Genomic DNA, 23,236 nt, shown 5'->3' with positions numbered 1-23,236 from the left:
CGTTACAAGATAAGTATACCAATTCAGCGAAAATTGGGTTACCAATATACAAAGTAGCGCAATGGGTAGCGCACATGATTTGTAATCGTGAAGTTGTAGGTTCGAATCCTATCTTTGAAAACATTGGTTTAACAGCGATGACTGATAATCATCTCCAATTTTAACGGTTTTGTGTCTTATTTGAACATTTAATTGTGAATTGTAAACTTTTAAATGATTGAATTGTTTTAGGTAAAATAAAAACATTGATTTAGGCATAGAGATATGCTGAAATCCATGAAGATGGTTAAAGTGTTAAGCCAGTTGACTGAGGAATATCCACATGGCTGCAATGTGGGCAAATATTTAATGGTGGAGTCATGGCGTAAGCTATGGCTCCATTTTAAGTTAGGGATGATTTAGGGAGGAATTAAGAAATGGCAAGAGAAATCAGTAGAATAGAGCCAATGCTTGATGAATTCAGGAAATTATGGGAAAAATATCCGGATTTAAGATTTGGACAGTTGGTTTGTAACATTGTGCCAGAAAATCAATTGTTCTATGTGGAGGATGACATTATGCTAGAGAGAATTCAAGATTGGGAGAAGAATAGAAGGTGAAAGCTATGATTTACATAACAGGAGATACTCATGGTGATATGAACCGCATAGTTCGATTCTGTGAAAGAATGGAGACTTCCCAAGAAGATATCATGATTATATTAGGTGATGTGGGCCTAAATTATTATGGAGATTCCAGGGACAGAAGGAACAAAGAAAAAGTAGCAAGTCTACCGATTACGTTATTCTGTATTCATGGAAATCATGAGCGAAGACCAACAACTATTGTAGAATACAAGCTGCAGGAGTGGAATGGCGGAAAAGTATGGGTTGAAGAAGCATATCCCAATATTCTCTTTGCAAAGGATGGAGAAATATATGATATAGCGGGCATGAAAACAATTGTAATTGGTGGGGCATATAGTGTTGATAAATTTTATAGGTTAAGCAAAGGCTACAATTGGTTTGAAGATGAGCAACCGTCAGATGAGATAAAAGCGTATGTAGAAAAGCAACTTAGTAATAATGACTGGAATGTTGATGTGGTCCTATCACATACTGTTCCGTATGATTATCGACCGGTGGATTTGTTTCTTTCAATGATTGATCAGAGTACAGTGGATGAATCAACAGAGCTGTGGCTCGGAGAGATTGAAAAGAAGCTGGATTACAAATGGTGGTATGCTGGGCATTATCATACATCAAGGGTAAGAGATAAGGTTCAGATAATGTTTGAGGATATAGAGGAGTTTCTACATAGAAAACTAGATTATCAATAAGCTTTGAAAAATAGAAAGTGATGGATTGGAATGAGAAGAAGCAAAAGCTATGAAGTAAGAGACCCAATGAATATATGGAATAAATATGATTTTGCTATGTCAGGTCTCGGAAAGAAAAGCAAAATCTTGGCAAAAATAAAACATTTTTTTAAATGCGTAAAGTGGAGTAAACAGCGTATTACAAGGGGCTATTGTGATTGTGATGTTTGGGAGATGTTTTCTTTTCTTCAGACGCTTATTCCGGATATGCTGCAAACACTGAAAGATACAAGAACGGGTTCACCAGGATATTTGGGAGAAAACTATAACAATGAAAATGGAATTCTTGTAAATGATACCTGCCATGAGGAGTGGAATTGCATTCTAGACAAAATGATATTTTTATGGCGAGAAGCGGAGAAAGATACATGCTCACAAAAAGAATCCATTTGATGAAGCGCATTCCAAAGCAATGGATGAATTTACGGAACGATTTGGATTATTTGGAAATAAACTTCAAACTGAGAAAGAATTAGAGGAAAATAGAAAGCGCAGTGGCGGAGGAACAATTCATTTTATGGATGAGTTGCCTGAGTATAAAGAGATTTCCGATAAATATCGCGAAGAAGAAAAGCGTTTGGAAGAATATAGAAGAAAGTGTAAGGATGAAGCTATAGATATGCTTAAACAATATTTCTATGACCTGTGGGATTGAGTTATTAGTAAATCTTAAACCAAAAGTTTAATGCAATTAGTAATAGAATCCGTTATACTAATCATCTACAGGTAAACTTGTGATTCGGGATGGAAGAAAATTACGGAGGTACAAAGAGATGGAACCAATGTATTTGCAGGTCCTGCAAAAAGAAACAGGAAGACAGATTAAGAAACTGCTCGTGGAAAACGGTTATACCGTGAAAGACGTGCAGAATGCTATGGGATTTGAAAATCCACAAGCAGTCTACAAATGGATTTCAGGTAGATCATTACCGAGCTTAGACAATTTTGTAATCTTAAGCAGATTACTGCACACCAGCATAGAAGATATCCTCGTCATTGACGGGGATATTGTTCGTTTATGGGGATTTTCCTTTAAACTATTAGTACAGTGACAAACTTAGCGGAAGGCTTTATGCTGATATCAGAACAGGAGAAATCAGGAAAAGTAGAGAGGAGAAAAGATATGCAAACAATGACATCAGCATATGCAAATAAAATGCTTAAGAGTTTGGAAGAGGATAAGGCTTTCTGGCTGAACAAGGAGGAAGAGGCCTGCACATATGTTGCGGCAATTAATGAGGAGCCAGTTGTTCCTGATTATGATTATGTCGAGGTCGCAACGACAATTGCTGCGCTAGATGAGAAGATTGCTATTATAAAGCATGAACTTAATGTAACTAATGCAAACGCAAAGGTTCTAGTAGGTGATGTAACAATGAGTATAGATAGCATTCTTATTAAGATGGCACAGCTGAATAGAAGAAAAACGGTATTAGACGTAATGCGTAAACGATTGCCTAAATCCAGAGAAGAACAACGTTCTTATATGTCCCGTAATTCGGTTCCTGAGTATAGATACATTAATTACGATTTGGAACTAGTTAAAAACGAGTATGAACTTGTGTCTAAGTCGATTATGGAAATGCAAATGGCACTTGATAAATATAATCAAACGGTACAGTTTGAAGTAGACATCTAAATGAAATATCCGTACAAGGCTTCATGAGATTGATAGTTGATCCAGGAGGTTCGTGTTCATTGTTAAGGTATATTTGTTATTCGTTATTTGTTATCAGTTTTTGTTTAACGTGAATAACATCAGAAAGCATGATTTCTTAACAGTTGCATTGTAGAAAACCTGCAGGAAACTGCGTGTGGAGGTTCGGTTCTAAACACAAAACTGTGGAAAGTCTTTGGATTTTCCACAGTTATTTTTATGTGAAATTGATAGAACCCATACTAGTAATATTGGATAAGTGACCAGTCACAATATTTATGCTAGTTCAAACTGAATTAGAAGAATGGTGGGGGTGGATTGCATTAGCTAAATAAATATGTTTACAGCAGGGGCGGCTGTGCTAGGCTGTTCTACCGAAGGCTCTGATTGAGAGGGATTACCTATAATCGGGGCCTTTTCTATTGCCTTCAAGCACAGTTGCGGGTTCATGCTGTCAACATATAGAAAACTATTCGCCAAACAGAATAAAAATTAATTGAAACTATTCGCGGTTAGGAATATACTAAAAGTGATGTAGTGTCGTATTTATTATGGAGGATACATATGAATTTTGTACCATCATCTGAAAAAGCGAAGGAATGGGGAATAAGCCAAAGACGTGTAGCTATTTTATGTAAAGAAGGCCGTGTTCCAGGAGCTGAATTAGTTGGAAATAGATGGTTTTTACCATCTGATGCTGTAAAGCCTCAGGATCCACGTAAAGCAAAGAAGGATTAATTATGTTTAAAATTATTGAGGGTGATTTTAAAAATAATAAATATAGTGATGAAGAGTATTTGGACAATTGGCCAATGCTTTATATTCTTGAGAATGGTCGCCAAGCGTATATTGGAGAGTCTAGCCATGTGAAAACCCGAATGACGCAGCATTCCTCTATAGAAGAGAAGCGTATTTTTGACAAGGTGCATTTCATTTACTCAAAGCTTTTTAATCAGTCGGTTACATTTGATTATGAGTCGAAGTTGATTCAGTATATCGCTGCGGATGAGCTTTATGAAGTGACTAATAAAAATAAAGGTATTGCGGATAAGCAATATTATCAAAAGCAGGAATACGACGAGAAATTTGCAACCCTTTGGAGAAAGCTTCAAAGAGAGAAGCTGGTAAAGCATTCCATCGAGGAAATTGAGAACTCTGATTTGTTTAAGTATTCGCCGTACAAAGAACTCAATGATAGTCAGAGACAAGCAGTCGAGGACATTGTGCAAAAGCTTAAAGAAGGTACTGTTGATAAAGTAGTTGTCAATGGAATGCCTGGAAGCGGAAAAACTATCGTTGCAGTATATTTGATGAAATATCTGGCTGATAGTGAAGAATATGCAGGAAAGCAGATAGGTTTTGTTGTACCTCAGACATCTCTACGTAAGACGATGAAGATCATTTTTAGAAGTATATATGGCTTGTCTCCATCGCAGGTCCTTTCGCCCTCAGATGTTACCAAGAAGAAATATGACATTTTGTTAGTAGATGAGGCACATAGACTGCATCAATATAAAAACATTTCTTACATGGGAACATTTAAAGCAAATTGTGAGAAGCTTGGATTAACAACAGAAGCAGATGAACTTGACTGGATTTTGATGCAATCAAAGCAAGCGGTTTTATTTTATGACAGTATGCAGGTCGTTGGCCCGTCTGGTATTGATTTTGAGCGATTTGATAAGAAGATGGAGGACTCATTTAACCGAAGAATGATAGCATATTTCACCTTGATTACGCAAATGCGAGTGCAAGGCGGAAATGCATATATCGATCAAGTAAAGGATATGCTTGCGGGTAGTTGCAGTAGCAAATACGTATCTGAAAAATACGACTTCAAGCTTTATTCAGATTTTTCAAAATTTGAGAAAGATATGTATGCGAAAGAGAATGAAGTTGGTTTATCAAGAATGCTGGCAGGTTATGCATGGCCGTGGATTAGTAAGAATGACCAGGCGTTAAAAGACATAGAAATCCAAGATGTAAAGCGTATGTGGAACCATTGTACTGAAGGGTGGGTACATACCGCAGAAGCTATAGATGAAGTTGGCTGTATTCATTCTATTCAAGGATACGATTTGAATTATGCATTTGTCATTCTTGGAAAAGATATTGGGTATGATAAAGCTGCTGGGAAGATTATTGTACGCCCAGAATGTTATTTTGATAAAAATGGTAAACGTACAGCTAATTACGAAGAACTATTAGAGTACATAACCAATGTTTATTATGTCCTGATGACACGCGGAATCAAGGGAACATATTTGTACGTATGTGATGATGAACTAAGAGAATATTTGTCTCAGTACATGGAAGTGGAGAAATAAAAATGAAACAAGAAACTATAGATAGAATCAGAAAATTCACAGAAGACCGAGACTGGGATCAGTTCCACTCACCAGCAAACCTTGCAAAATCAATTGTGATTGAAGCGGCTGAATTGTTGGAATGTTTCCAGTGGTCAGATGAGGAATATGATTTGCAACATATTAAAGAAGAGTTGGCAGATGTCATGGTATATAGCCAGAATCTTCTTGATAAGCTTGGCTTGGATGCAGACGAAATCATTAATATGAAGATGTCTCAAAACGAGGCTAAGTATCCAGTGGATAAAGCAAAGGGAAGCGCAGCAAAGTACGATCAATTATAAAATCTGAAAGGTGGAGAGTATATGCAATTACCATGTTCCGAAGAACTGAATATTGAATATCTTGGTCGTCTTTTTGACAATACCAGTGAGTGCTATAAGTTCTTTTGGTTTAAGGCAATTGTTGCAAAGGTCACCGAAGGAAAACAAGAGATATCCTATGAGGAATTCGTAGATGGAATCGACAAAGTGAAATTATCGGATGCAAAAGCATGGTTGATCAAGCTTCAGAGGGTAGATGGAAAAGGTTATAGTTCAATTCATACTATCCGGGGAGTATTAAGACCGGCATTTCAGATGGCAGAAGAAGATGACTTGATTCGCAAAAATCCATTTGGCTTTGAATTAGTCAATGTGATTGTGAATGATAGTGTGAGAAGAGAAGCTGTCACAAGAAAGCAGGAGAGGGAATTTCTACGATTTATAAAAGAATATGCGCATTTTTGCAAGTACTATGATGCAATATTTATCCTCTTTAACACAGGACTTCGTATATCAGAGTTCTGTGGACTTACAAAATCAGATTTGGATTTTAAAAACAAAAGAATACGGGTAAATCATCAATTACAGGGAACAAGTCAGATGCAGTATATCATTGAAAAGCCTAAGACAGAAAGTGGCGAGAGATATGTTCCAATGTCTGGTGAGGTGATGGCTTGTTTCAAGAGAATACTTAAGGACAGGGGCAATCCCAAAGTTGAACCGATGGTTGATGGAATGACAGGATTTTTATTCCTTGATAAGAATGATATGCCTATGGTGGCATTACATTGGGAAAAGTATTTTCAGCATATTCGGGAAAAGTACAATAGCATATATAAGGTTCAGATGCCGCCAATCACACCGCATGTGTGTCGTCATACGTTTTGTTCTAATATGGCTAAGTCGGGAATGAATCCGAAGATGCTTCAGTATATTATGGGACACTCGGATATCAGTGTTACGATGAATACCTATACTCATGTTAAATTTCAGGATGCACAGGAAGATTTTCAAAAAGCAATTAATTCATAATGACCTGATGGAAATGAGAGAAAAATGGCTGAAAGCCAGTATTTATCTTAATCCCCAATTTCTTACCTGTCGATTCCCAATGGCAGATTTGCCTTTGGTACAGACTTGAAATTTACCAAAGTTTTTACCAAAATTGATGACAAAAATATGCAAAGATATGCCAAAATATGCCAGAAAAAGTGAAAAATGAAGAAAGGTAAAAAGGCTCGAAAAGCCCGAAAATACTGGAAATATGAGAAAAATCAAGATTTTATTTATCTGCCACGGCAATATCTGGATGACCTATTGAAAATACCTTATTTACTGGACTTTCCGCTATATTACATTGAAATTTAGCACACTTTTAGGACAAATGAAATAAGCAAAAGAGCTTCAACATGGATATGAGAAAATTGAATATTAGGACATCTGAATAAGTCCACATGCTTATAAAAATATGAGTATGCGGGCTTATTTTAGTGCCTTAAATAACCCGGCGGAGAAACTTTCCAGTAAAAATAGAAAACCCGAATTTGTTTCATATACGCGCATAAAACCATAATACATACCAACATTGACCATATATTTTGAAATACGAATTTCATAGGAGGATTTTGAAAATGAGTAAGAAGAATACAAATAAAAATACAGAAGAAGGATTGAGAAAACGAAAAGAGACTTTTGACAAATTCGTGAACCAGGACGAGATCATTGCGAGGATCGCGGACAAAACAGGATTGAAGAAAATGGATATAAAAGAAATGCTGCGAGCGTTCAAAGAAGTGGTTGTAGATGTGCTAAGAGAGGACAAGATTTTATTCCTGAAGAACGTACTTACCATTAGACCTACCATTGTAAAAGGCCGGAACCGATATATGCCAGAATCCAGAAAGGTAGTATATATTCAGGAACATAAAGGTGTGAAAATTGTTCCCAGTGAGAAATTGGCCGTTCGGGCATATGGGGACGATGGACTTAAAAGACTGCTGCAGCCGGAAGAGGCGCGGGAACTGGAGAAGATATCAGAGCTAATCAAAGCTTCTGGCAGAACACCCGAAGAGTGGAAGCGAATGCTGAAAAGGAATGGGACTGTATGAAAATTATAAATAATGTGGCTGAATTAGAGAAAGCAATCCAGTCTGACATGCGGGTTATGGTGGATAAGCTGGCACAAAGAGTATATGAGACACTGAATTTCTTTTTACAGGAATACTACAATTCCTACAATCCAATTTATTACCGCAGACAGTATGATTTCCTGCGATCTGCAATTAAAGTAGATGCACGGATTGTTCGCGGCAAAGCAGTGGCTTATGTCTATATAGATACGGATTCTATGGACAATTATTATGAAGCCAGTGGTTTACAGGTGGCAACCTGGGCAAATGAGGGATTACATGGTGGTTTAAAAGTAGGGGGGACTACGCCGCATGTGTGGGACGATACCATGAAGAATACGGTGGAAAATGGAGAGTTATTAACAGAGGCGCTTTCTTATCTGCAAAGCAAAGGATTTGCAGTAAAAATGTAATCGGCAGACATGCACCGATTTTAAATAAGTGTATGGGTAATTCCTAACGGACAGGAAGTAAAAGAATGTTCGTATCAGAGATCGGGAATGGCTTTCCCTGATTTCTGGTTAATTTAAGGGAGGAATATGACGAGTGAAAATAGAAGAACAAAAGTATGTAAAAAATGCGGGAGGAAACTTCCACTAAAGAAATTCAATAAAATATATAGAAAGAATTGGACAACAACCTGCAAAGAATGTGTTGCCGCAGCACGGATGAAAAAATGTTATGAGAATGGATTGAAATTATACCGTTCTGACAAATCCATGCGAATAAAGCGGGAATATAAGAAGATTCATCTATCAAGACTGCTGCCGAAAAAAGTTTCAGGGATCGCGCATATCAAACGTGATGAGAAATTTGTGCGTCTGCTGGATTATAAGGATACCTGGATCTCCAATTATGGCAGACTGATTGAAAAAAGAGAGGGCGAATATCATTTATTGAAAGCTTCTTATTCCAAGTCAGACAAGGAATCTTATTACACGCTTGATAAAAATGTATACATCAAAACCAAGAAAGAGTGGGGATATCGGCGGCAGAAAGTAAGGGCAAGTGCGCTGGTTATTCAGGCTTTCATTGTAAATTATGACATGCAGAATAATACCAGGTGCTGGCATGAGGGGAACGACCATAAAGATAATTATTATAAGAATCTGTATCCAGTAAATGAATTCCAGTATGCTGCGATTCAGGAATTATATGAAAAACAAGGTACTGTATCACAGAATGAAATCATGGATATTGTAAATGCTGTTGAATATAAAGCAGAAAATTGGAATCCCTGGTATTTCAGAAGAAGCTATGAGGGAATTGGATATATAGGAACAGATGATGTAGATTATTCTTCTGATGAATATTTCAGATGGAGAAATATGATTCAGCGCTGCTATAGCAAAAAGATACATTCTTATAAGCCATATTACAATGGTGTATCCGTTTGCGAGGAATGGAAGAACTTTGCAAATTTCAGAATCTGGTATAAAGAGCATATGATTCCTGGGGAAAAAGTGGATTTAGATAAGGATTTACTCTGTATGGGCAATAAGGTGTACAGCCCGGAGACATGTGTATTTATTACCCATTATCTCAATACCGTATTTGAATCCAGAGGAATCGAAAATAACATACAACGAAATGATGAAGGAACCTATTCTGCATCAATGATGGTTCTTAACAAGCGAGTTGATTTAGGTGTGTTTGATTCAGAGGAAGAAGCTCGTAAGGGAATAAAAGCAGGGCGCAGCAGGTACATCATTGATCTGGCGGAAAAATGTAAGGGGAAAGTGCCAGATTGTGTGTATGAAGGTATGTTGAACTGGAAAATGGAGGTTGCGTGATCTGAGCTTCTATGGTAAATTAAGATAATCATACTAACGGAGCTGATATTGTGAGAGTATACCACGGTACGACGCTGGAAAATAACATAGATATATATAACAATGGCATAGATTTGAGTAGAAGCAATGATTATCTGGATTTTGGAAAAGGATTTTATGTTACACCCAATTTTGAGTTGGCAAAAGATATGGCGCGTCGAGTAGCATATAGAACAAGTTCTAAATTCCCTACGGTAATAAGTTTTGAATATACGGAAAACTTAGAATTGAATTATAAAGAATTTCCTTGTGAAGATATGAAATGGGCAAAGTTTATAATGGCAAACAGAGTATTTCCAAAGCTTGCAAATGAGTTGGGTTTATTTGACAGTAATGTGGATTTGAAATATGATATCATAAAAGGGAGCATTGCAGATGGACGTGTAGCAAATATAGCATCGGATTTAAGATATGGGAAAATCAAGCCCCAAGATTATGTGTTGGACTTATCAGATTTTCTAAAAGAAGATGGGTATTCATATGGTATGCAGATAGTATTTTGTTCAGAAAAATCTTTATCTTGTATAAGATATATAGAATGTGATATTATTAAATAAAGAAGAGGTGATGATCGTGAAAAACAGAGTGACCGAATATAAACAGAGCATGGTAAACATTTTTGGAATAAAATATGGATTGTCTGAATTTGAGGCGAAAAAAGCTATTAGCAGCTATGATTTTGACGGCGTTCTCAGAGCATGTAATTTTATTGCGCTTCATGATGATCCTGAAATTTGGGTGGATACCATATATAAGTGGGTAACCGGAGATGAGGATTTATTGCAGATGTAAAGTTTTAAATTAGGCATATAGGTAACAGATAATGACGTATGAAAACGACAAATTAATTATTCCTGATAAGTATCGGAAAATGTCTGTTTACGAGCTTAGAAGTGAGAAAGAGAAAATTTTGGCTGATTATAAGAAAAGCCCGAGTTACGATGTTAAAAAAGCTGGTGGTAATCGGGGTGTCACACTGTTTAAGTTTTGATTTTAAATAAGGCATATCGGGTAGAAAATATCTGGTATGCCTTATTTTTTTACGATTTTTCAGCCTTATATGGTAAAATGGAGAAAAGTATTACAGGCATATGTCAATACGGTATTGGAGGAACAATAATGAAACTAAGCGAAGAACAGCGAAAAATTGGAATTAAATACAATATCATGCAATTATTAACGGTAGATATTCATAATGAACGATACAACGAGTTACAAAAAATTTATGAATCTCTGAATTTAAGAAGTAATACGCTGCTTGTAAATAAACTATTAGTAGAAAGAAATGTAAGTGAATTATTTACGCATACTGTTTATATGGATGCATTATTTGTAATCGCAGACTATTTAGACAGCAGACCAGAGATAATAGATTTAGTTGATATATTGTATGCTAAGAGATGCCCAAGAATTAAGAATATATTCGTTGACTGGGAATATCAATATAAGAGTGCTGGCATAATAAAAAATGCAAAATCCTTTAAAATGGCACTTGTTGAAAGCTATTATCTGAATTTCCTATTTTATAGGTCAGATGTGTTTGAAGAACCAGACCAGATTTTAAAAGGATTTGATTTTGAGCAAGACAAGTATATGTTAAATTATAGTTTTTATATGACGGATAAAAACCAATTTGATAATGCCTTTATATTTTGCTCTAATGGAAAAGAAGTGGAAAATTATTTAGGAGATGGCGATAGGGAAGGCAAAGAATATGTTTTAATGTCAAAATTTTTTGATAGATACCTTGTAAAAAGAAGAATTGAATTGGCAGATTATTTACATATCCAAGAAAGTAAATTAGCTGAATATATTCATTTTGAAATGAAGTCACAGAGTAAGAATGGTTCTTCCCCGCTTAGATCTGGAATAGTTGGACAAATTGAATTGTTTACAAAAGATATTATTGCAGATCAGAATGGAGGTATTTCTTGGTATAACGCCATGACAACGACAGATAATGAAAAGTGGTACGGACAGTCAATTAGGTATGTTCCAGATGTAGATAGACTGATAAGAAATTATTTCAAATCGTTTGTTGCTACGAAGTATATTGAAATGGTTGTTGAGAAGAAAAGGGGATTTACAAAACTTACATTGTCGAGAGAATGTATTCCAGATAATTACGATATGGTATATCGTACTATCCTTTGTATGTATGAAATGGATGTATTGTATAAAATGTTTGCGATTATGCAGAAACAGTATTATACAGATTTTTCATGGGAGAAAATAACAAATCAAGATATTGCAACACGCTATGAGGATATCATCTCTGACCTGGAGCAGACAATTACAGATAAAGAAAATAGGATTAAGAGTTTGATGCAGAAAAATAGTACATTGTCTTTGCAGATTACAGCGGATAATTCTAAACAAACAGCACCATTGGTAGCCGAAAATAATAAATTGGTAAAGGTTATCGAGGATAAGGATTCTGAGATTACAGATTTAAAAAGAAGGTTAGAATATCAAGAATTGTTTATCTCTGAATTAAATAAGCCAGAAGTTGAGGAAATAAACAATACATATGACTTGGAACTGTTACAAAGTAAGAGATTCTTATTTGTAGGGCATATTGGTGATGTGTTACCTGAGTTAAAGCATAAATTTCCTAATAGTATCTTTATGGAATCAGAGACTATTAATTTATCTGGAATTGAAGTTGATGCGGTTGTAATGCTTATAAGATGGATGTCACACAGTATGTTTTATAAGGTTAAAGCGACAAGTGCATTGTTGCAGTCAAAGATTATAATGTGTAATACAAAAAATATAGATACCATACTTCAGAAGATGTATGATGAACTATTATAAAGGTTGGTCTGTATCAGATGGTACATATTTTACCAGGTCGCAAATATCACATTGAAGAATCCTACATAAATCATTGAGGGTCTTTGTAGATACATCTTTATTGTGTTTCAATCGGTGGAGTGTGCTATGTGACATGTGATATTTATTTGTAAGTGTGTACCAGTTTTCACTTGATTTTTCAAGTGTATTCCAGAATGGGGAATAGTCAATCATCATAGCACCTCCGTTTCGTTAGTATATGAAACAAGTGTACTTTGTATTCTTTGAATTGAATATCTTCGTTAAAAGGGATATAATGGAGATATGAAACTTTTTGATTATGAAAATACCGAAAGGGAGAGAGGTACAAGATATGGCTATGATTAAATGTCCAGAGTGCGGACAAGAAATAAGTGATGAGAGCAAGGTATGTATTCATTGTGGTTATAATTTTAGAAAACCGCAAAAAAAGAAAAAATGGATTTTGATTGTTGGCATAATTATTATTTTTATAGCGATAGCTATGGCTATAGGAATGAAGACAATAAATACAAACCAGGGTTATTACGATGATAACAAATGGGGAACAACAAAAGATGAAATAAAAGAAAAAATATGGTGATGATATAACGCAATCTTATTTAAACAAAGACTCATTAGCAATGTATTCAGATTCATTTTATGGTGTTGAAGGTATATATTCTATGGTACAATTTGAATTTGATGATGATAGACTGGATACAGTTCTTGTTATGGTATCAAATCATGATAGTAATATGCTTGATTCAGAAGTATATAACATGGTTATAGATGAGTATACGAAAGAATATGGGACACCAGAAGATGCTAGTTATGGTTTATCTTGGGAAACATCAAAATCAATAATTGCTGTAAAACAATATCCTGGAACTACTGATGGAACAATGATTATGTATAGTAAAAAAGGAGATTAGTAATGATGGGTTCTATGAAATGTCCTGAATGTGGGAATGAGATAACAGATGATGTAAAAGTATGTCCTAGTTGCGGATTTCATATTAAAAAGAAATTTAAAATGAATCTATTAAAAGTAGGGGCACTTATTAATATTATAAGTGTAACTATTTTTGCCTTGATTTTTATTGCGTATCAAATCATGGCTCAAACTGATACTTCAACAGAAGAGAGTACTTCTAGTAGTGTGAGTATTTCGTTTGCAGTAAATCCAGATGATGCCTCAAAGGCATTGAGTATATTAATTGTTTCTTGCGTACTTGTTTTGATTTTTTCAATATTCAATTTGCTTATAAGCAAAAAAATGATAAATATAATGTTATCAATGGTAATGTTTATTGGATCAGTTATATCGGGTGTGTTGGTATTTACTTACGGATTTTCTATGTTTATATGTTGCCTCTACTGGATTCTTTTACTCACGCCGATATTGAATATAGTAGGCTCTATATTATGTTTGATAGGAAGTTTTATGCAAAGCGATGATTAAATTTGTATATAATAAAGAATTTATTGCGGCAAGATTGATGTGCTATTTGATCCTGTTTATTTTGACTGTTATTATGCTATTTTTTGATCCTTTTACATATTTGTGTAATCAAGAAGGATATTCGTGCGTAGCTTGTGGGATAAAAACAGGCCTATATTACTTCATTCATTTTAAATTTAGAAAAGCAGTGGAATGTAACAGATTTATTATATATTTAGTAATGATTGTTGGAGTTATGGTATTGGATACAATAGTGAGCATAAGAAAAATATATATGATGAGGAAAATTTTATATTAGAAATAGAGCCCAAGTTTGCCATCAAAGGTCTCAAACTTGCCGGAAATCTTCTCGCATCATGGGCATTTACAGAAGTGCTTTCTGTCCTTTATAAACTGTCACAAGTATCGGGGGAAGTGGCAGATATCACCACTTATACCCGCAATTCCTGCAACAAAATTGACTTTTAGCTGTTTTACTAAATAACCCAAACATAGAAGCTCCTGCAACTTTTGATATCGCAGAGATCCTCTTCACATTAAGTGAACCACAGGTAGGACATTTAGGTTTGTTTAGCCAATCTTGTGCTGCGGCGTTGGCTTGGGCAATCTTTTGTGGCGTGAGGTCTGGATCTGGTTTGTTTTCATAATATGGTTTCTCAATTCCCCATACAGACATATCACATTTGTTAGCTAACATATTTTTATATAATTTTTCCTTATCGTAATCCAACGTTATAATTGTATCTATTTCAATTTCCTCAATGTTATTTGGAATTATTAAACTGTCATTTAATCCATCTAAAATCCCTATAAATTCAACAGAATCAATATTGAATTCTTTGCAAAAGTGTTCAACTGTTCCCAATATCGGGTGTTTAGTAATACTTAATAATTTTTTATAGAAACACTTTTCATCTTCATATAACTTATCAAAGAATCCTTTGTCTTTAGCTAAAAAATGCTCATAATATTGTTTAAAAAGTTTTTCTCCCATTATACATTCATCTCCAATTTTTATGCAACTTAAGACTATTGGCGAGTCAATAAACGTTGCAAAAAACTATTAAAGATATTATAACAGAAACAGAAATATTTAACAAGGGGATGAGCGGAACTAAGCTTGTTACCAGAGAACTTGTAGAAGCCACAAAAGACTATACGACAGAAGCTGTTAAAATGGCGCTTGCTGAATCAACGCTTGATGAAGCCCAAATAAAAGCAATTCTCTCAGCCCAAGGTCTTAAAGGAGCCACGCTTGAATCCACAGCCGCAAAATTAGCAGCTACAGCACAGACCAATGCTATGGCTGCATCAGAGGTTGCCGCAACAGGAACGACAGCCGGATTGAGCACAGCATTTAAAGGTCTTGGATTGGCACTAAAAGGATTGGTTGCTTCTCATCCTGTTTTGATTGCTATGATGGCTACTGCTGCTGGGATTTATGGGGTAGTAAAAATTTTACTCCATGCGTACCTTCAAAATTTCTACCCCAGTGTAGAAATGAACCAGATACATACCTAAATCAAAACAGTAATGAATTTTTAGGTTTTTACTACCCCCGGCACATCAGAACAGCAGGGGACAAGCACATAATATAATAGGACATAACCGGTATTTTTTCGGCTATGCCCTATTTTTTACGCTTCGCGGTTCAGAATATAGTTGATTGCTTTCTCTGCTTTGCTGGACGCTGACACGATAAAACGGTTATCATTTCGTAATACCTGCAGCCAGTTCTGAATATATGCGGCGCTGTTTCTGAAACTGTGGGTTGTCTCAATTCCTAAGCTGTTTAGGATGCCAGCGGCACCGATTTCCGCTACGAGTTCCTCTTTGCTGTATTCTTCTGAACCAAAGGCTACAAGTTTTCCCTTGCGTTCTTCCTGCCGGTTGCATCTGTTTTCTTTCATAGTGGAATGGGTGGCTTCATGGAAAGCGGTAGAATAGAATTCTTCGGGCTTGTCAAACTGTTCCAGTAGTGGTAAATGGATGAGATCGGCAGCAGGTGAATAATATGCTTCGTTGCTGGCTTCTTGCTCCAGCTGAATTCCTTCTCTGTTAATGTAATCATGTAATATATGTTCTGCTTCTTCTATTGGTTCAATATCCTGTAGTGCGTCCTGTTTTAAGGGTTCCACGCCGTCAACCTGTGAAATGTGAAAAACAGTGATGTATTTCAGAAAAGGTATGTGTTTTATGATTTTGTTCCCGCTCTTGTCTGTTTCTTCTACAGGAAGGATTTTCCAGAAAAAAATGATTTCGCCCTTTTCACCTTTTCGAACATGGCCGCCCAGATCTTTCCACTGCTTGAAAGAAGCATATTCCCCTTTATTATGTAGAAGCATTTGATTCAATAAAGAATAAGGTTTCTTACTGATTCTGTTGTATGCGCCGCTCTGTACGCCATGCCAGGGCTTTTCCCATGGGATGATTCCTTTTTCCAGTTCTTCAATAATTCTTGATGTTACCATATCATATACATTCATTGAATTGGCCTCCCTTGTGTTTCTTGATAATTAAATAGTACACTATAATATACTTATAAACAAGATTAAAAGTACACAAAAATATACTTTAAGAATTATTGAAAGTACACAAAAAAGTACAAAAATGAATGATCTGTATTGAATTACAGGGGATTACATGATATATTAGATATAAGAAAGTCAGAGAGCAAAAAGCGGCTACCCTTCTTTTTCGGAGGGGCTAACCCTCCAGACGAAAGAAAGGAGGGTGAAGCAATGGTTACATATTCAGATTTAATTCAATTTTGTATACTCATTGTTACCCTTGTGGGATTGTGTTATGCAATCTTCGGGGGAAAGAAATAGCCGCCACTACTCGAACTAGTGACGGCTGATGCTGTAAAGCATTAAGTTTTTAAACACTAAAGGGTAGGCCGCTTTTCTGGCTTTCTCTTTATCTATATTATAGCGTGTGTTTGCGATATATTCAATACTTTTTTAGTTTTCAGAAGGAATATATTCTACAATATCTCCAGGTTGACAATTTAATATTTCACATAAGTACATAATAGTGTCTATTGCTACATTTGAGTTATTGTTTAAACGATTTACAATAGTGGGAGAGATATTATATTTTTCCCTTAAATCTCTTTTCTTAATTCCAGCTTCTTCCATTTTGCAAAATAATTTCTTATAACTGATACTTCCAGTGTATTGCTTTTCACGTTCGCCCACAAAATCACCACCTTTTTATATCGTACATGAAAGTATGGCATATGTCAAGAAAGTAGAAAAGAATACTTTTGTGTACAATTCATAAAAAATAAAGGACATTTTTGTGTACTTTACCAATTTACAATAAGTACATAAAAGTGTACTATATAGCCATAAACAAAACAACAGCAACCGAGTAAGCCGAAAGCACTCCAAACTTTAAGCCATATACTTGTGAGTGAGCGCAGAGCAAAACCAATAGTCAGGAAGATGCTTAAAGGGTTACTGAAACTTTAAAACAGATGGAGGTAAGCGTTATGTGCAGATCAATGGCAGAGTTTGAAGAACTGGTTCAGACAATACAGAGCAGGAAAGAAGAGATTGAGCGCCTGAAAAAAGAGACGAAGGAGAAGGAAGACGAACTGAAAGCTTATATGAAAAAACGGCAGAAGCAGGAAATTTTTTCTAAGTCTACAGGTTTGACAGTTTCCTATAAACAGATAGAGACCCCGAAGTTCAATAAAACGCTTTTCATTGAAAGTAATGGGGAAGAAGCCTATAACAAATATTTGCTTCCAGTGCTGGTAATGCGGTTGAATTATCTGAAACCGAAGCGGGCATAACAACAGGGGGAGGCTTTCTTCCCCTACCAATAAACAGAGAGGATGCAGCAGGCAGATGGATAGAACAGAGCAGGAAGAAAACAAGGAAAAAGATATTTTCCAGTATCTTATTAATAAAGGAATTCCGTATAGCGTTAATGCGGTAGAGGAAGCAGAAACTTTTACTTCCAAGTTGCAGTCAGTAGCGAAAGAAAGCTATTTCGATCTGGAAGAACGTTTTTCTGCTGTACTGGCAAAGTATGAAGAAGAGGCATATTCATTTGGATTTAAAGAAGGTATTCGTTTTATTTTGGATTGCCTGTATATAAATCCATAGGAAGGGCAGGGAAGCATATGAAAAAAACAGACAATGGAATTTGCAGTTGTTACCAAGAAAAATACAGTGCAGCGGGTAGGAAAGTCAGTAATAAATCAGCCGAAAATCGCTTTTAAAGGTGGAAAAGTCAAGTGGTTTGATGATTCTAAACTGTTGAAAAAGAAACTGTAATGATACATATAGGCAAGCGGTTCAGCCGTGGGATTCAATTCTAACTTGCCATTCGCTTATAAGCTGAAAATATGGTATTTAAAAGAAAGAGGTAGCAAACATGAAGAACGAAGTGTACAGAAGAGGGCACAAGGCGTCATATACAGACAGGCCGTTGACAATGCAAGAACAGAAATTTGCAGAGGAACATCATGATCTGATTTATCGTTATATGCGTAAACACCAGTTGTATGATGATGAATGGTATAACTGCTTAAGTTATCCATACTTGCAGGCCGTAAAGAAATATCATGAATATGAATACTTACAGACATTGAAGTTTGAACAAATATGTTATCGAACTTTGGACAGTGCCAGAAGTAATTATTTCAGAGCTATGAATAGGAAAATGAGAAAGCCTGAAGGAGGATTATTCAGCTATGACACAATGATCTCAGACAATGATAACAGCACAATGGAATGCTTCTTGAGAGATACACACGTTGATATAGAGAATGAAATTGCTTTTAAAGAAATGTTCAGGGAATTTTATGAAAAGTGCATTTATTGTGAATCTGATTCCTGGGGTGATTCACATATTAATGGATATTTAAAATGTGAACTGGATTTATTGCTTGAAGGATGTACAAGAATTCAGGCAAATAAGCGAACTGAAAAAGTATTTCCTTATGGTTATACGGTTGACGATCTCGATGATGATATAAAGGAATTCCGCAGAATTTTCAGGCAGGTATTTGGAATCTAAAAGGGAAAAGGGGATAGAAAGAAGGAATTTATTATGAGTTATGTTTTGACGAATGGGCGCCATTATGTGAAAGTAAAGGAAACAGGTGGAGTTGCAAAAACACGGAACATAAGTGAGGCAACAGTTTTTTCAACGGTTGACGAAGCGGAAGCGATATTGCAGAAATCGGTGCGCAAGACAAGAAGTTATTATGTAAAGGATCCAGCCACAAATATACGGTATACATATCCTAAAGATACAAGAAGAATCCATTTTCCTGACGAGGTGAGGCAGCTTATTTACAATACAGCATAAGGCAGATGTGTATTGTGTGGTAGAAAAATTGTTTACGATAAAATGACGCTGGATCATATAGTGCCGCTTGCTGTGGGTGGACTGAATGATATAAGAAATCTTCAATGTACCTGTGAGGCCTGTAACCTTTTTAAAGGCTCTGTCCTTCCTGATGATTTCATGGAACGCGTAACGGAAATCTTTTTATACCAGATGGATAAAAAATTGAAAAATTCTTTGCGCTGGAAGCTTTTGAAACCGTCATTGCGTAAAGTAGTTAAAAAGGCAGCAGCTGTTTGATTTTTGTAAGTGCACATTACGAATATCTGAAATTTCACTGGAGGAAAATAACAAGGGAAATGATGACAGAAGAGAGATTTAAACAGACAAACTGGAAAATGTCATACGAGGAATACAGGAAATGCTATTGCCCTGATTGTGGCAGGAAAAATTGCCCACATAGGGAAGCATACAGAAGGGTTCCTGTGATGGACGGCGGCCTGGGATTATGCCCAAATTTGTTTGAAAAAGGCGAGTAAAATATCTTAAAAAGAAGCGGTTTTTGTTGTATACTATGAGTGGTAATACAAGGAAACCGCTTTTTAAAAGGATGTATTTTGTATGAATTTAGATCGGATTTTAGAAAAACAAAAAATATACAGCCAGGGAAAAATCAAAATAGATGCAGTGACGCTTTCATCTTATGAGAAAGATTTTGAGCTGACTTTCACACATAACTCCACAGCCATAGAGGGGAATACGCTAACACTGATGGAGACGAAGCTTGTCTTGGAAGATGGGATTTCCGTTGGCGGAAAACAGTTGCGGGAAATTTATGAAGTTGTCAACCATAAAAAAGCATACCGCTATGTGAAAAAGTGTATTGCCGAAGGGAAAGTGCTGGATGAGCATATTGTAAAGGATATCCATGCAATTCTGACAGAGAACATTATGGTTGGTGGTGTGTATCGCAATCAGGAGGTCAGAATCAGCGGGGCAGGACATACGCCGCCTGCTGGTAATGACATGTATGTGCAGATTAAAAATTTTTATGCAGATCTTGCATGGAAAAAGAAAAGCATGGATCCTATTGCATATGCAGCCTGGACACATGCGGAGTTTGTTCGTATTCATCCCTTTATAGATGGAAATGGAAGAACTTCACGTTTGCTTATGAACTATCAGCTGATGGCAACGGATTTTCTTCCTGTTTCTATTGAAAAGGAAAATCGTCTGGACTACTACAATGAACTGGAGGTTTATGCAGTACAAAATGATTTGGAGCCATTTACAGAATTGATTGCAGAATTAGAAGAAAAGCAGTTGGATACCTATATAAAGCTGATTCATTAAAACTTACGAAAGCGCCTTTTTGTGTCAAATGGGTTTCATTGAAAAAGGGAGGTATGACCTGTGTTGGCAGCAGTAAAGGGAATTATACAGGGTAATACAGTTGTCATAGAAGATGAAGATATTAGGGATTATGACGGAGCAGAGACTATTGTTACGCTGTTGAATTATCCGCAGAAAAAAGTGAAGAAAGCACCTGTTGACTGGGATAGTTTTGTCATTCCAAGTGAAAGAGGGCAGTATGTAGATGAGTATATGAGGGAAATGTGCGAATGACAAATGATAAGCAGCTAAGGTAATTTAAGGAAATAAAGTGCATTACAGTTGATGAGTTGGAATAATAGACAAAGCACCAACGGAAAGAAAATCTTTCTGAAGGTGCTTTTTAATCAGATTACTTTCTTATAATGGGAAAAATTGAATTTGCGTGTTTAATACAATAGAAGCATAATTTTGCAGCAAGGATGGTCTATATATGGAAGAAAAAAGCAATGTAAAAAAATTGACACAGAAGGATTACCAGAAGAAATATGATAAAAAAACAAAATCAATTACAATAAAGTATACGCCCGCAGATATGTCAGATTATGATAGGATGATGAAATATCTTAAATCAAGTGGAAAATCCAGAAGTTCATTTATAAAAGAATTGATAAATGATTTTTTTGAGAAAAAAGAAGAAGATATTATTGCGAAATATTATCAAGAGTATTATGTGAGTGATGAGCATATACAAAAGCTAAAACAGATTTTAGGGGAAAATAGATATAAAATGTTTGTGGATATTCAAGCAGATGAAATATTAAGTGATTTAGCAATAGCTTTTGAAGACTATGGGATAGCATTTGAGGAATGGATAGATCAGTTAGAAGAAGACGTTAGGTGTGGGGATATAAACATAAATATTTCCGATGATGAATTTAAACGAGTGATAGAGAATAGACTATCCGCTACCATGGGAAGGATTTTTTACAGCTAAAATCCCATATCATATTTTCTTGATTTTGTCAAGCTTGCTGAAATTGAATATAGGTGTTACATAGTTTCGGTGTGAACCACTATATATAGAATGATGAATCTATATGTAGTGGTTTTTCTTTTTTCGGAGACAATCAAAGCAATGAAAACTTAAAGAACAAGTGGAGAATATTATATGTGAAAGGGTTGCTTACAAACCACTTCAAAATTTGAACCTTGAAAATTAAATATGGAGACGGTAAGAGGCTGAAATGCCTTTATATTTTTACTGCAAAGTGATATGTCAAAACAATTCTATGAAGTGTAAAGAACATTTGCGGATTATCTATGGATAAGCCTGGGACAACGAAAGGAGAAAAATGGAAACAGAAAAAGATGTGAGCCTGAATAGGCTTGAATTTATGATCCTGGACACGTTGAATTATGGTAAGTGTCTGGATCAGTATCACTCTATGACGATTACAGAATTGATGGAGCAAAACGAAGGAGCGGCGTTAGGCATTCGTGGAACAGTATACCGAAAATTGAAAAAGTTGGTAAAAGCCGGATATATTGCCAAAGGATGTATTGATAATCATGCGGATACTTTTTATTTATTGAACAAAGGAGTAGCCGTTGTGAAAGGGGAAGAAAAATGAATCTGAAAAATAAAGTATTATTTTTAGGACTTGGCTGCTGTGGAGGTAAGCAGGCGAAAGAATTTATTACTACATACGGATACAAAGGGTTGGCCGCTAATGGCAGCGAACAGGATTTAAAGGTATTAGGGAATATTCCGAAATATCAATTAAAAGGATTTGACGGTTTTGGCGGGCATCGAGACAAAGCACTGGATTGTCTGGAAGAAAATGAGGCATTTATGGAAGAAATCAAAGCAATTAACGAAGAGATTATTTTTATCTTATTTGGTGGTGGGGGCTCTACAGGATCAGGATGTGGAACAATTCTTGCTGAAATGTTGTCACAGTCAGATGCCAATAAAATTGTTTGCCCTGTAATCACACTTCCGGCGTCAGACGAACCGATCATTAAGCACAGTAATGCATATCAGGCAGTACAAGAATTACAGGATATTGAAGGCTTGGGAGCTACTTTCTTTCTCAATAATGATGTAGGAAAAGATTATAACTACATCAACAGTACATTCGCAAAATTTCTGGACACATTTCTGTCAAATGATTCCTATGGTGAACTAAATAATTCTGATGAATCAGAGCGTATTGAAATGCTTAGAGATAGCGGCGCTATGGTGCTTAGCCTTTGTAAAAACGGCACTGTGCCACAAATAATGATGGAAAAATTGACAAAGAATGGGATTTTTGCCCCGATTGAAAACAATCAGATTTGTGAGCACATTGCAATCATTCACGCAGGAAAAGACAATAAGGATTTGAGCGTCAATACAGTTATTGCTGAAACGGGAAAGCCGCGAAATGTATTTGAGGGATACAACGGTAGAAGTACACTGGTTGCAGTTTCTGGATTGGATTTCCCTGTATCCCATGTATCAAAGCTGGGAGAACTTGCAAAAGCGGCGTATGAAGAGCGGCAGAGAGGACGAAAACAGGTTAAGAAGCTGGGAGATTTATCATTTATGGATGAGAAGGAAACAGTTTTGGAGCAGAAACCCAAGAAAAAACTTTCAAAATTTGAGCTGTTGAAAAAGCGTAAAGAAGGGAATGTGTAGTGTCAGGATAATGCCAGGATATCGTCTGGCT

General features: G+C 35.9%; 34 protein-coding genes and 1 tRNA gene. 31 read left to right on the top strand and 4 right to left on the bottom strand.

Features of this window, described 5'->3' with window-relative positions; translation table 11 throughout:
- Nucleotides 1-47 precede the first annotated feature (47 nt).
- From RJD28_11630 to RJD28_11550, 17 genes are all read left to right on the top strand, one after another.
- Nucleotides 48-120 (top strand) — tRNA-Thr (locus RJD28_11630).
- A gap of 296 nt (nucleotides 121-416) precedes the next feature.
- Nucleotides 417-599, top strand: a complete 183-nt coding sequence (locus RJD28_11625; protein WNV56955.1) for a hypothetical protein — start codon at nucleotides 417-419, stop codon at nucleotides 597-599.
- Nucleotides 600-604: 5 nt separating this feature from the next.
- On the top strand, nucleotides 605-1,318 hold the full coding sequence (locus RJD28_11620) for a metallophosphoesterase (GenBank protein WNV56954.1): 714 nt from the start codon (nucleotides 605-607) through the stop codon (nucleotides 1,316-1,318).
- A 30-nt stretch (nucleotides 1,319-1,348) separates the two neighbouring features.
- Nucleotides 1,349-1,750 (top strand): hypothetical protein, encoded by a 402-nt coding sequence (locus RJD28_11615; protein ID WNV56953.1) that lies wholly within the window; start codon nucleotides 1,349-1,351, stop codon nucleotides 1,748-1,750.
- 19 nt (nucleotides 1,751-1,769) lie between these two features.
- The gene (locus RJD28_11610) at nucleotides 1,770-2,012 is read left to right on the top strand and encodes a hypothetical protein (protein WNV56952.1); all 243 of its coding nucleotides are present in this window, start codon (nucleotides 1,770-1,772) and stop codon (nucleotides 2,010-2,012) included.
- A gap of 118 nt (nucleotides 2,013-2,130) precedes the next feature.
- Nucleotides 2,131-2,409: a helix-turn-helix transcriptional regulator gene (locus RJD28_11605; protein ID WNV56951.1), complete on the top strand. Its 279-nt coding sequence runs from the start codon at nucleotides 2,131-2,133 to the stop codon at nucleotides 2,407-2,409.
- A 20-nt stretch (nucleotides 2,410-2,429) separates the two neighbouring features.
- Nucleotides 2,430-2,996 carry a hypothetical protein gene (locus RJD28_11600; protein WNV56950.1) on the top strand — a complete coding sequence of 189 codons (567 nt, stop codon included), beginning with the start codon at nucleotides 2,430-2,432 and terminating at the stop codon, nucleotides 2,994-2,996.
- Between the two features lie 582 nt (nucleotides 2,997-3,578).
- Nucleotides 3,579-3,752: a DNA-binding protein gene (locus RJD28_11595; protein ID WNV56949.1), complete on the top strand. Its 174-nt coding sequence runs from the start codon at nucleotides 3,579-3,581 to the stop codon at nucleotides 3,750-3,752.
- 2 nt (nucleotides 3,753-3,754) lie between these two features.
- On the top strand, nucleotides 3,755-5,341 hold the full coding sequence (locus RJD28_11590; protein ID WNV56948.1) for a DNA/RNA helicase domain-containing protein: 1,587 nt from the start codon (nucleotides 3,755-3,757) through the stop codon (nucleotides 5,339-5,341).
- A 2-nt stretch (nucleotides 5,342-5,343) separates the two neighbouring features.
- Nucleotides 5,344-5,664 carry a nucleotide pyrophosphohydrolase gene (locus RJD28_11585; protein ID WNV56947.1) on the top strand — a complete coding sequence of 107 codons (321 nt, stop codon included), beginning with the start codon at nucleotides 5,344-5,346 and terminating at the stop codon, nucleotides 5,662-5,664.
- A 21-nt stretch (nucleotides 5,665-5,685) separates the two neighbouring features.
- Nucleotides 5,686-6,675, top strand: a complete 990-nt coding sequence (locus RJD28_11580) for a site-specific integrase (GenBank protein ID WNV56946.1) — start codon at nucleotides 5,686-5,688, stop codon at nucleotides 6,673-6,675.
- A 599-nt stretch (nucleotides 6,676-7,274) separates the two neighbouring features.
- Nucleotides 7,275-7,751 carry an HU family DNA-binding protein gene (locus RJD28_11575; GenBank protein ID WNV56945.1) on the top strand — a complete coding sequence of 159 codons (477 nt, stop codon included), beginning with the start codon at nucleotides 7,275-7,277 and terminating at the stop codon, nucleotides 7,749-7,751.
- Nucleotides 7,748-8,185 carry a hypothetical protein gene (locus RJD28_11570; GenBank protein WNV56944.1) on the top strand — a complete coding sequence of 146 codons (438 nt, stop codon included), beginning with the start codon at nucleotides 7,748-7,750 and terminating at the stop codon, nucleotides 8,183-8,185. The genes RJD28_11575 and RJD28_11570 overlap by 4 nt, the downstream gene beginning before the upstream one ends.
- 126 nt (nucleotides 8,186-8,311) lie before the next feature.
- The gene (locus RJD28_11565) at nucleotides 8,312-9,565 is read left to right on the top strand and encodes a hypothetical protein (protein ID WNV56943.1); all 1,254 of its coding nucleotides are present in this window, start codon (nucleotides 8,312-8,314) and stop codon (nucleotides 9,563-9,565) included.
- A 50-nt stretch (nucleotides 9,566-9,615) separates the two neighbouring features.
- Nucleotides 9,616-10,161 (top strand): DUF3990 domain-containing protein, encoded by a 546-nt coding sequence (locus tag RJD28_11560; protein ID WNV56942.1) that lies wholly within the window; start codon nucleotides 9,616-9,618, stop codon nucleotides 10,159-10,161.
- 16 nt (nucleotides 10,162-10,177) lie between these two features.
- The gene (locus RJD28_11555; GenBank protein WNV56941.1) at nucleotides 10,178-10,396 is read left to right on the top strand and encodes a hypothetical protein; all 219 of its coding nucleotides are present in this window, start codon (nucleotides 10,178-10,180) and stop codon (nucleotides 10,394-10,396) included.
- Between the two features lie 327 nt (nucleotides 10,397-10,723).
- Nucleotides 10,724-12,421, top strand: coding sequence for a hypothetical protein (locus tag RJD28_11550; protein WNV56940.1), 1,698 nt, complete (start codon nucleotides 10,724-10,726; stop codon nucleotides 12,419-12,421).
- Here RJD28_11550 and RJD28_11545 read toward each other — a convergent pair.
- On the bottom strand, nucleotides 12,416-12,634 hold the full coding sequence (locus tag RJD28_11545) for a helix-turn-helix domain-containing protein (protein ID WNV59613.1): 219 nt from the start codon (nucleotides 12,632-12,634) through the stop codon (nucleotides 12,416-12,418). The two genes, RJD28_11550 and RJD28_11545, sit on opposite strands and share 6 nt — an antisense overlap.
- Nucleotides 12,635-12,773: 139 nt before the next feature.
- Between RJD28_11545 and RJD28_11540 the strand changes: the two genes are divergently transcribed.
- The 3 genes from RJD28_11540 to RJD28_11530 all read left to right on the top strand — a co-directional run bounded on the left by RJD28_11540 (nucleotide 12,774) and on the right by RJD28_11530 (nucleotide 13,883).
- Nucleotides 12,774-13,022, top strand: a complete 249-nt coding sequence (locus RJD28_11540; protein WNV56939.1) for a DUF2116 family Zn-ribbon domain-containing protein — start codon at nucleotides 12,774-12,776, stop codon at nucleotides 13,020-13,022.
- An 82-nt stretch (nucleotides 13,023-13,104) separates the two neighbouring features.
- The gene (locus RJD28_11535) at nucleotides 13,105-13,353 is read left to right on the top strand and encodes a hypothetical protein (protein ID WNV56938.1); all 249 of its coding nucleotides are present in this window, start codon (nucleotides 13,105-13,107) and stop codon (nucleotides 13,351-13,353) included.
- 2 nt (nucleotides 13,354-13,355) lie between these two features.
- The gene (locus RJD28_11530; protein WNV56937.1) at nucleotides 13,356-13,883 is read left to right on the top strand and encodes a zinc ribbon domain-containing protein; all 528 of its coding nucleotides are present in this window, start codon (nucleotides 13,356-13,358) and stop codon (nucleotides 13,881-13,883) included.
- A gap of 424 nt (nucleotides 13,884-14,307) precedes the next feature.
- Here the strand turns inward: RJD28_11530 and RJD28_11525 are convergent, their stop codons facing one another.
- Nucleotides 14,308-14,877, bottom strand: coding sequence for a hypothetical protein (locus RJD28_11525; protein WNV56936.1), 570 nt, complete (start codon nucleotides 14,875-14,877; stop codon nucleotides 14,308-14,310).
- 56 nt (nucleotides 14,878-14,933) lie between these two features.
- Between RJD28_11525 and RJD28_11520 the strand changes: the two genes are divergently transcribed.
- A complete protein-coding gene (locus RJD28_11520) occupies nucleotides 14,934-15,404 on the top strand; it encodes a hypothetical protein (GenBank protein WNV56935.1) in 471 nt (156 codons plus the stop codon).
- A 116-nt stretch (nucleotides 15,405-15,520) separates the two neighbouring features.
- Here RJD28_11520 and RJD28_11515 read toward each other — a convergent pair whose 3' ends face one another.
- Both RJD28_11515 and RJD28_11510 read right to left on the bottom strand, forming a co-directional pair.
- On the bottom strand, nucleotides 15,521-16,369 hold the full coding sequence (locus RJD28_11515) for a zincin-like metallopeptidase domain-containing protein (GenBank protein WNV56934.1): 849 nt from the start codon (nucleotides 16,367-16,369) through the stop codon (nucleotides 15,521-15,523).
- Between the two features lie 477 nt (nucleotides 16,370-16,846).
- The gene (locus RJD28_11510; protein ID WNV56933.1) at nucleotides 16,847-17,083 is read right to left on the bottom strand and encodes a helix-turn-helix transcriptional regulator; all 237 of its coding nucleotides are present in this window, start codon (nucleotides 17,081-17,083) and stop codon (nucleotides 16,847-16,849) included.
- 296 nt (nucleotides 17,084-17,379) lie between these two features.
- Here RJD28_11510 and RJD28_11505 point away from each other — a divergent pair, with 296 nt between their 5' ends.
- The 10 genes from RJD28_11505 (at nucleotide 17,380) to RJD28_11460 (ending at nucleotide 23,205) form a co-directional block, all read left to right on the top strand.
- The gene (locus tag RJD28_11505) at nucleotides 17,380-17,685 is read left to right on the top strand and encodes a hypothetical protein (GenBank protein WNV56932.1); all 306 of its coding nucleotides are present in this window, start codon (nucleotides 17,380-17,382) and stop codon (nucleotides 17,683-17,685) included.
- Nucleotides 17,686-17,740: 55 nt separating this feature from the next.
- Entirely contained in the window at nucleotides 17,741-18,001 is a 261-nt protein-coding gene (locus RJD28_11500; GenBank protein WNV56931.1) for a hypothetical protein, read from the top strand.
- A 271-nt stretch (nucleotides 18,002-18,272) separates the two neighbouring features.
- Nucleotides 18,273-18,917: a hypothetical protein gene (locus RJD28_11495; protein ID WNV56930.1), complete on the top strand. Its 645-nt coding sequence runs from the start codon at nucleotides 18,273-18,275 to the stop codon at nucleotides 18,915-18,917.
- Between the two features lie 33 nt (nucleotides 18,918-18,950).
- The gene (locus RJD28_11490) at nucleotides 18,951-19,211 is read left to right on the top strand and encodes a hypothetical protein (protein WNV56929.1); all 261 of its coding nucleotides are present in this window, start codon (nucleotides 18,951-18,953) and stop codon (nucleotides 19,209-19,211) included.
- Between the two features lie 12 nt (nucleotides 19,212-19,223).
- On the top strand, nucleotides 19,224-19,490 hold the full coding sequence (locus tag RJD28_11485) for an HNH endonuclease (GenBank protein WNV56928.1): 267 nt from the start codon (nucleotides 19,224-19,226) through the stop codon (nucleotides 19,488-19,490).
- A gap of 321 nt (nucleotides 19,491-19,811) precedes the next feature.
- A complete protein-coding gene (locus RJD28_11480; protein ID WNV56927.1) occupies nucleotides 19,812-20,543 on the top strand; it encodes a Fic family protein in 732 nt (243 codons plus the stop codon).
- A gap of 60 nt (nucleotides 20,544-20,603) precedes the next feature.
- The gene (locus RJD28_11475) at nucleotides 20,604-20,816 is read left to right on the top strand and encodes a hypothetical protein (GenBank protein WNV56926.1); all 213 of its coding nucleotides are present in this window, start codon (nucleotides 20,604-20,606) and stop codon (nucleotides 20,814-20,816) included.
- Between the two features lie 199 nt (nucleotides 20,817-21,015).
- The gene (locus RJD28_11470) at nucleotides 21,016-21,519 is read left to right on the top strand and encodes a hypothetical protein (GenBank protein WNV56925.1); all 504 of its coding nucleotides are present in this window, start codon (nucleotides 21,016-21,018) and stop codon (nucleotides 21,517-21,519) included.
- A 358-nt stretch (nucleotides 21,520-21,877) separates the two neighbouring features.
- Entirely contained in the window at nucleotides 21,878-22,156 is a 279-nt protein-coding gene (locus RJD28_11465; GenBank protein WNV56924.1) for a hypothetical protein, read from the top strand.
- Nucleotides 22,153-23,205, top strand: coding sequence for a hypothetical protein (locus RJD28_11460; GenBank protein WNV56923.1), 1,053 nt, complete (start codon nucleotides 22,153-22,155; stop codon nucleotides 23,203-23,205). Before RJD28_11465 ends, RJD28_11460 begins: the two co-directional genes overlap by 4 nt.
- Nucleotides 23,206-23,236: the final 31 nt, after the last annotated feature.

Source organism: Oscillospiraceae bacterium NTUH-002-81 (assembly GCA_032620915.1).
GTDB lineage: Bacteria > Bacillota > Clostridia > Lachnospirales > Lachnospiraceae > JAGTTR01.
The sequence above is the reverse complement of the archived record's forward strand: the minus strand, read 5'-3'. Positions and strand labels throughout refer to the sequence as shown.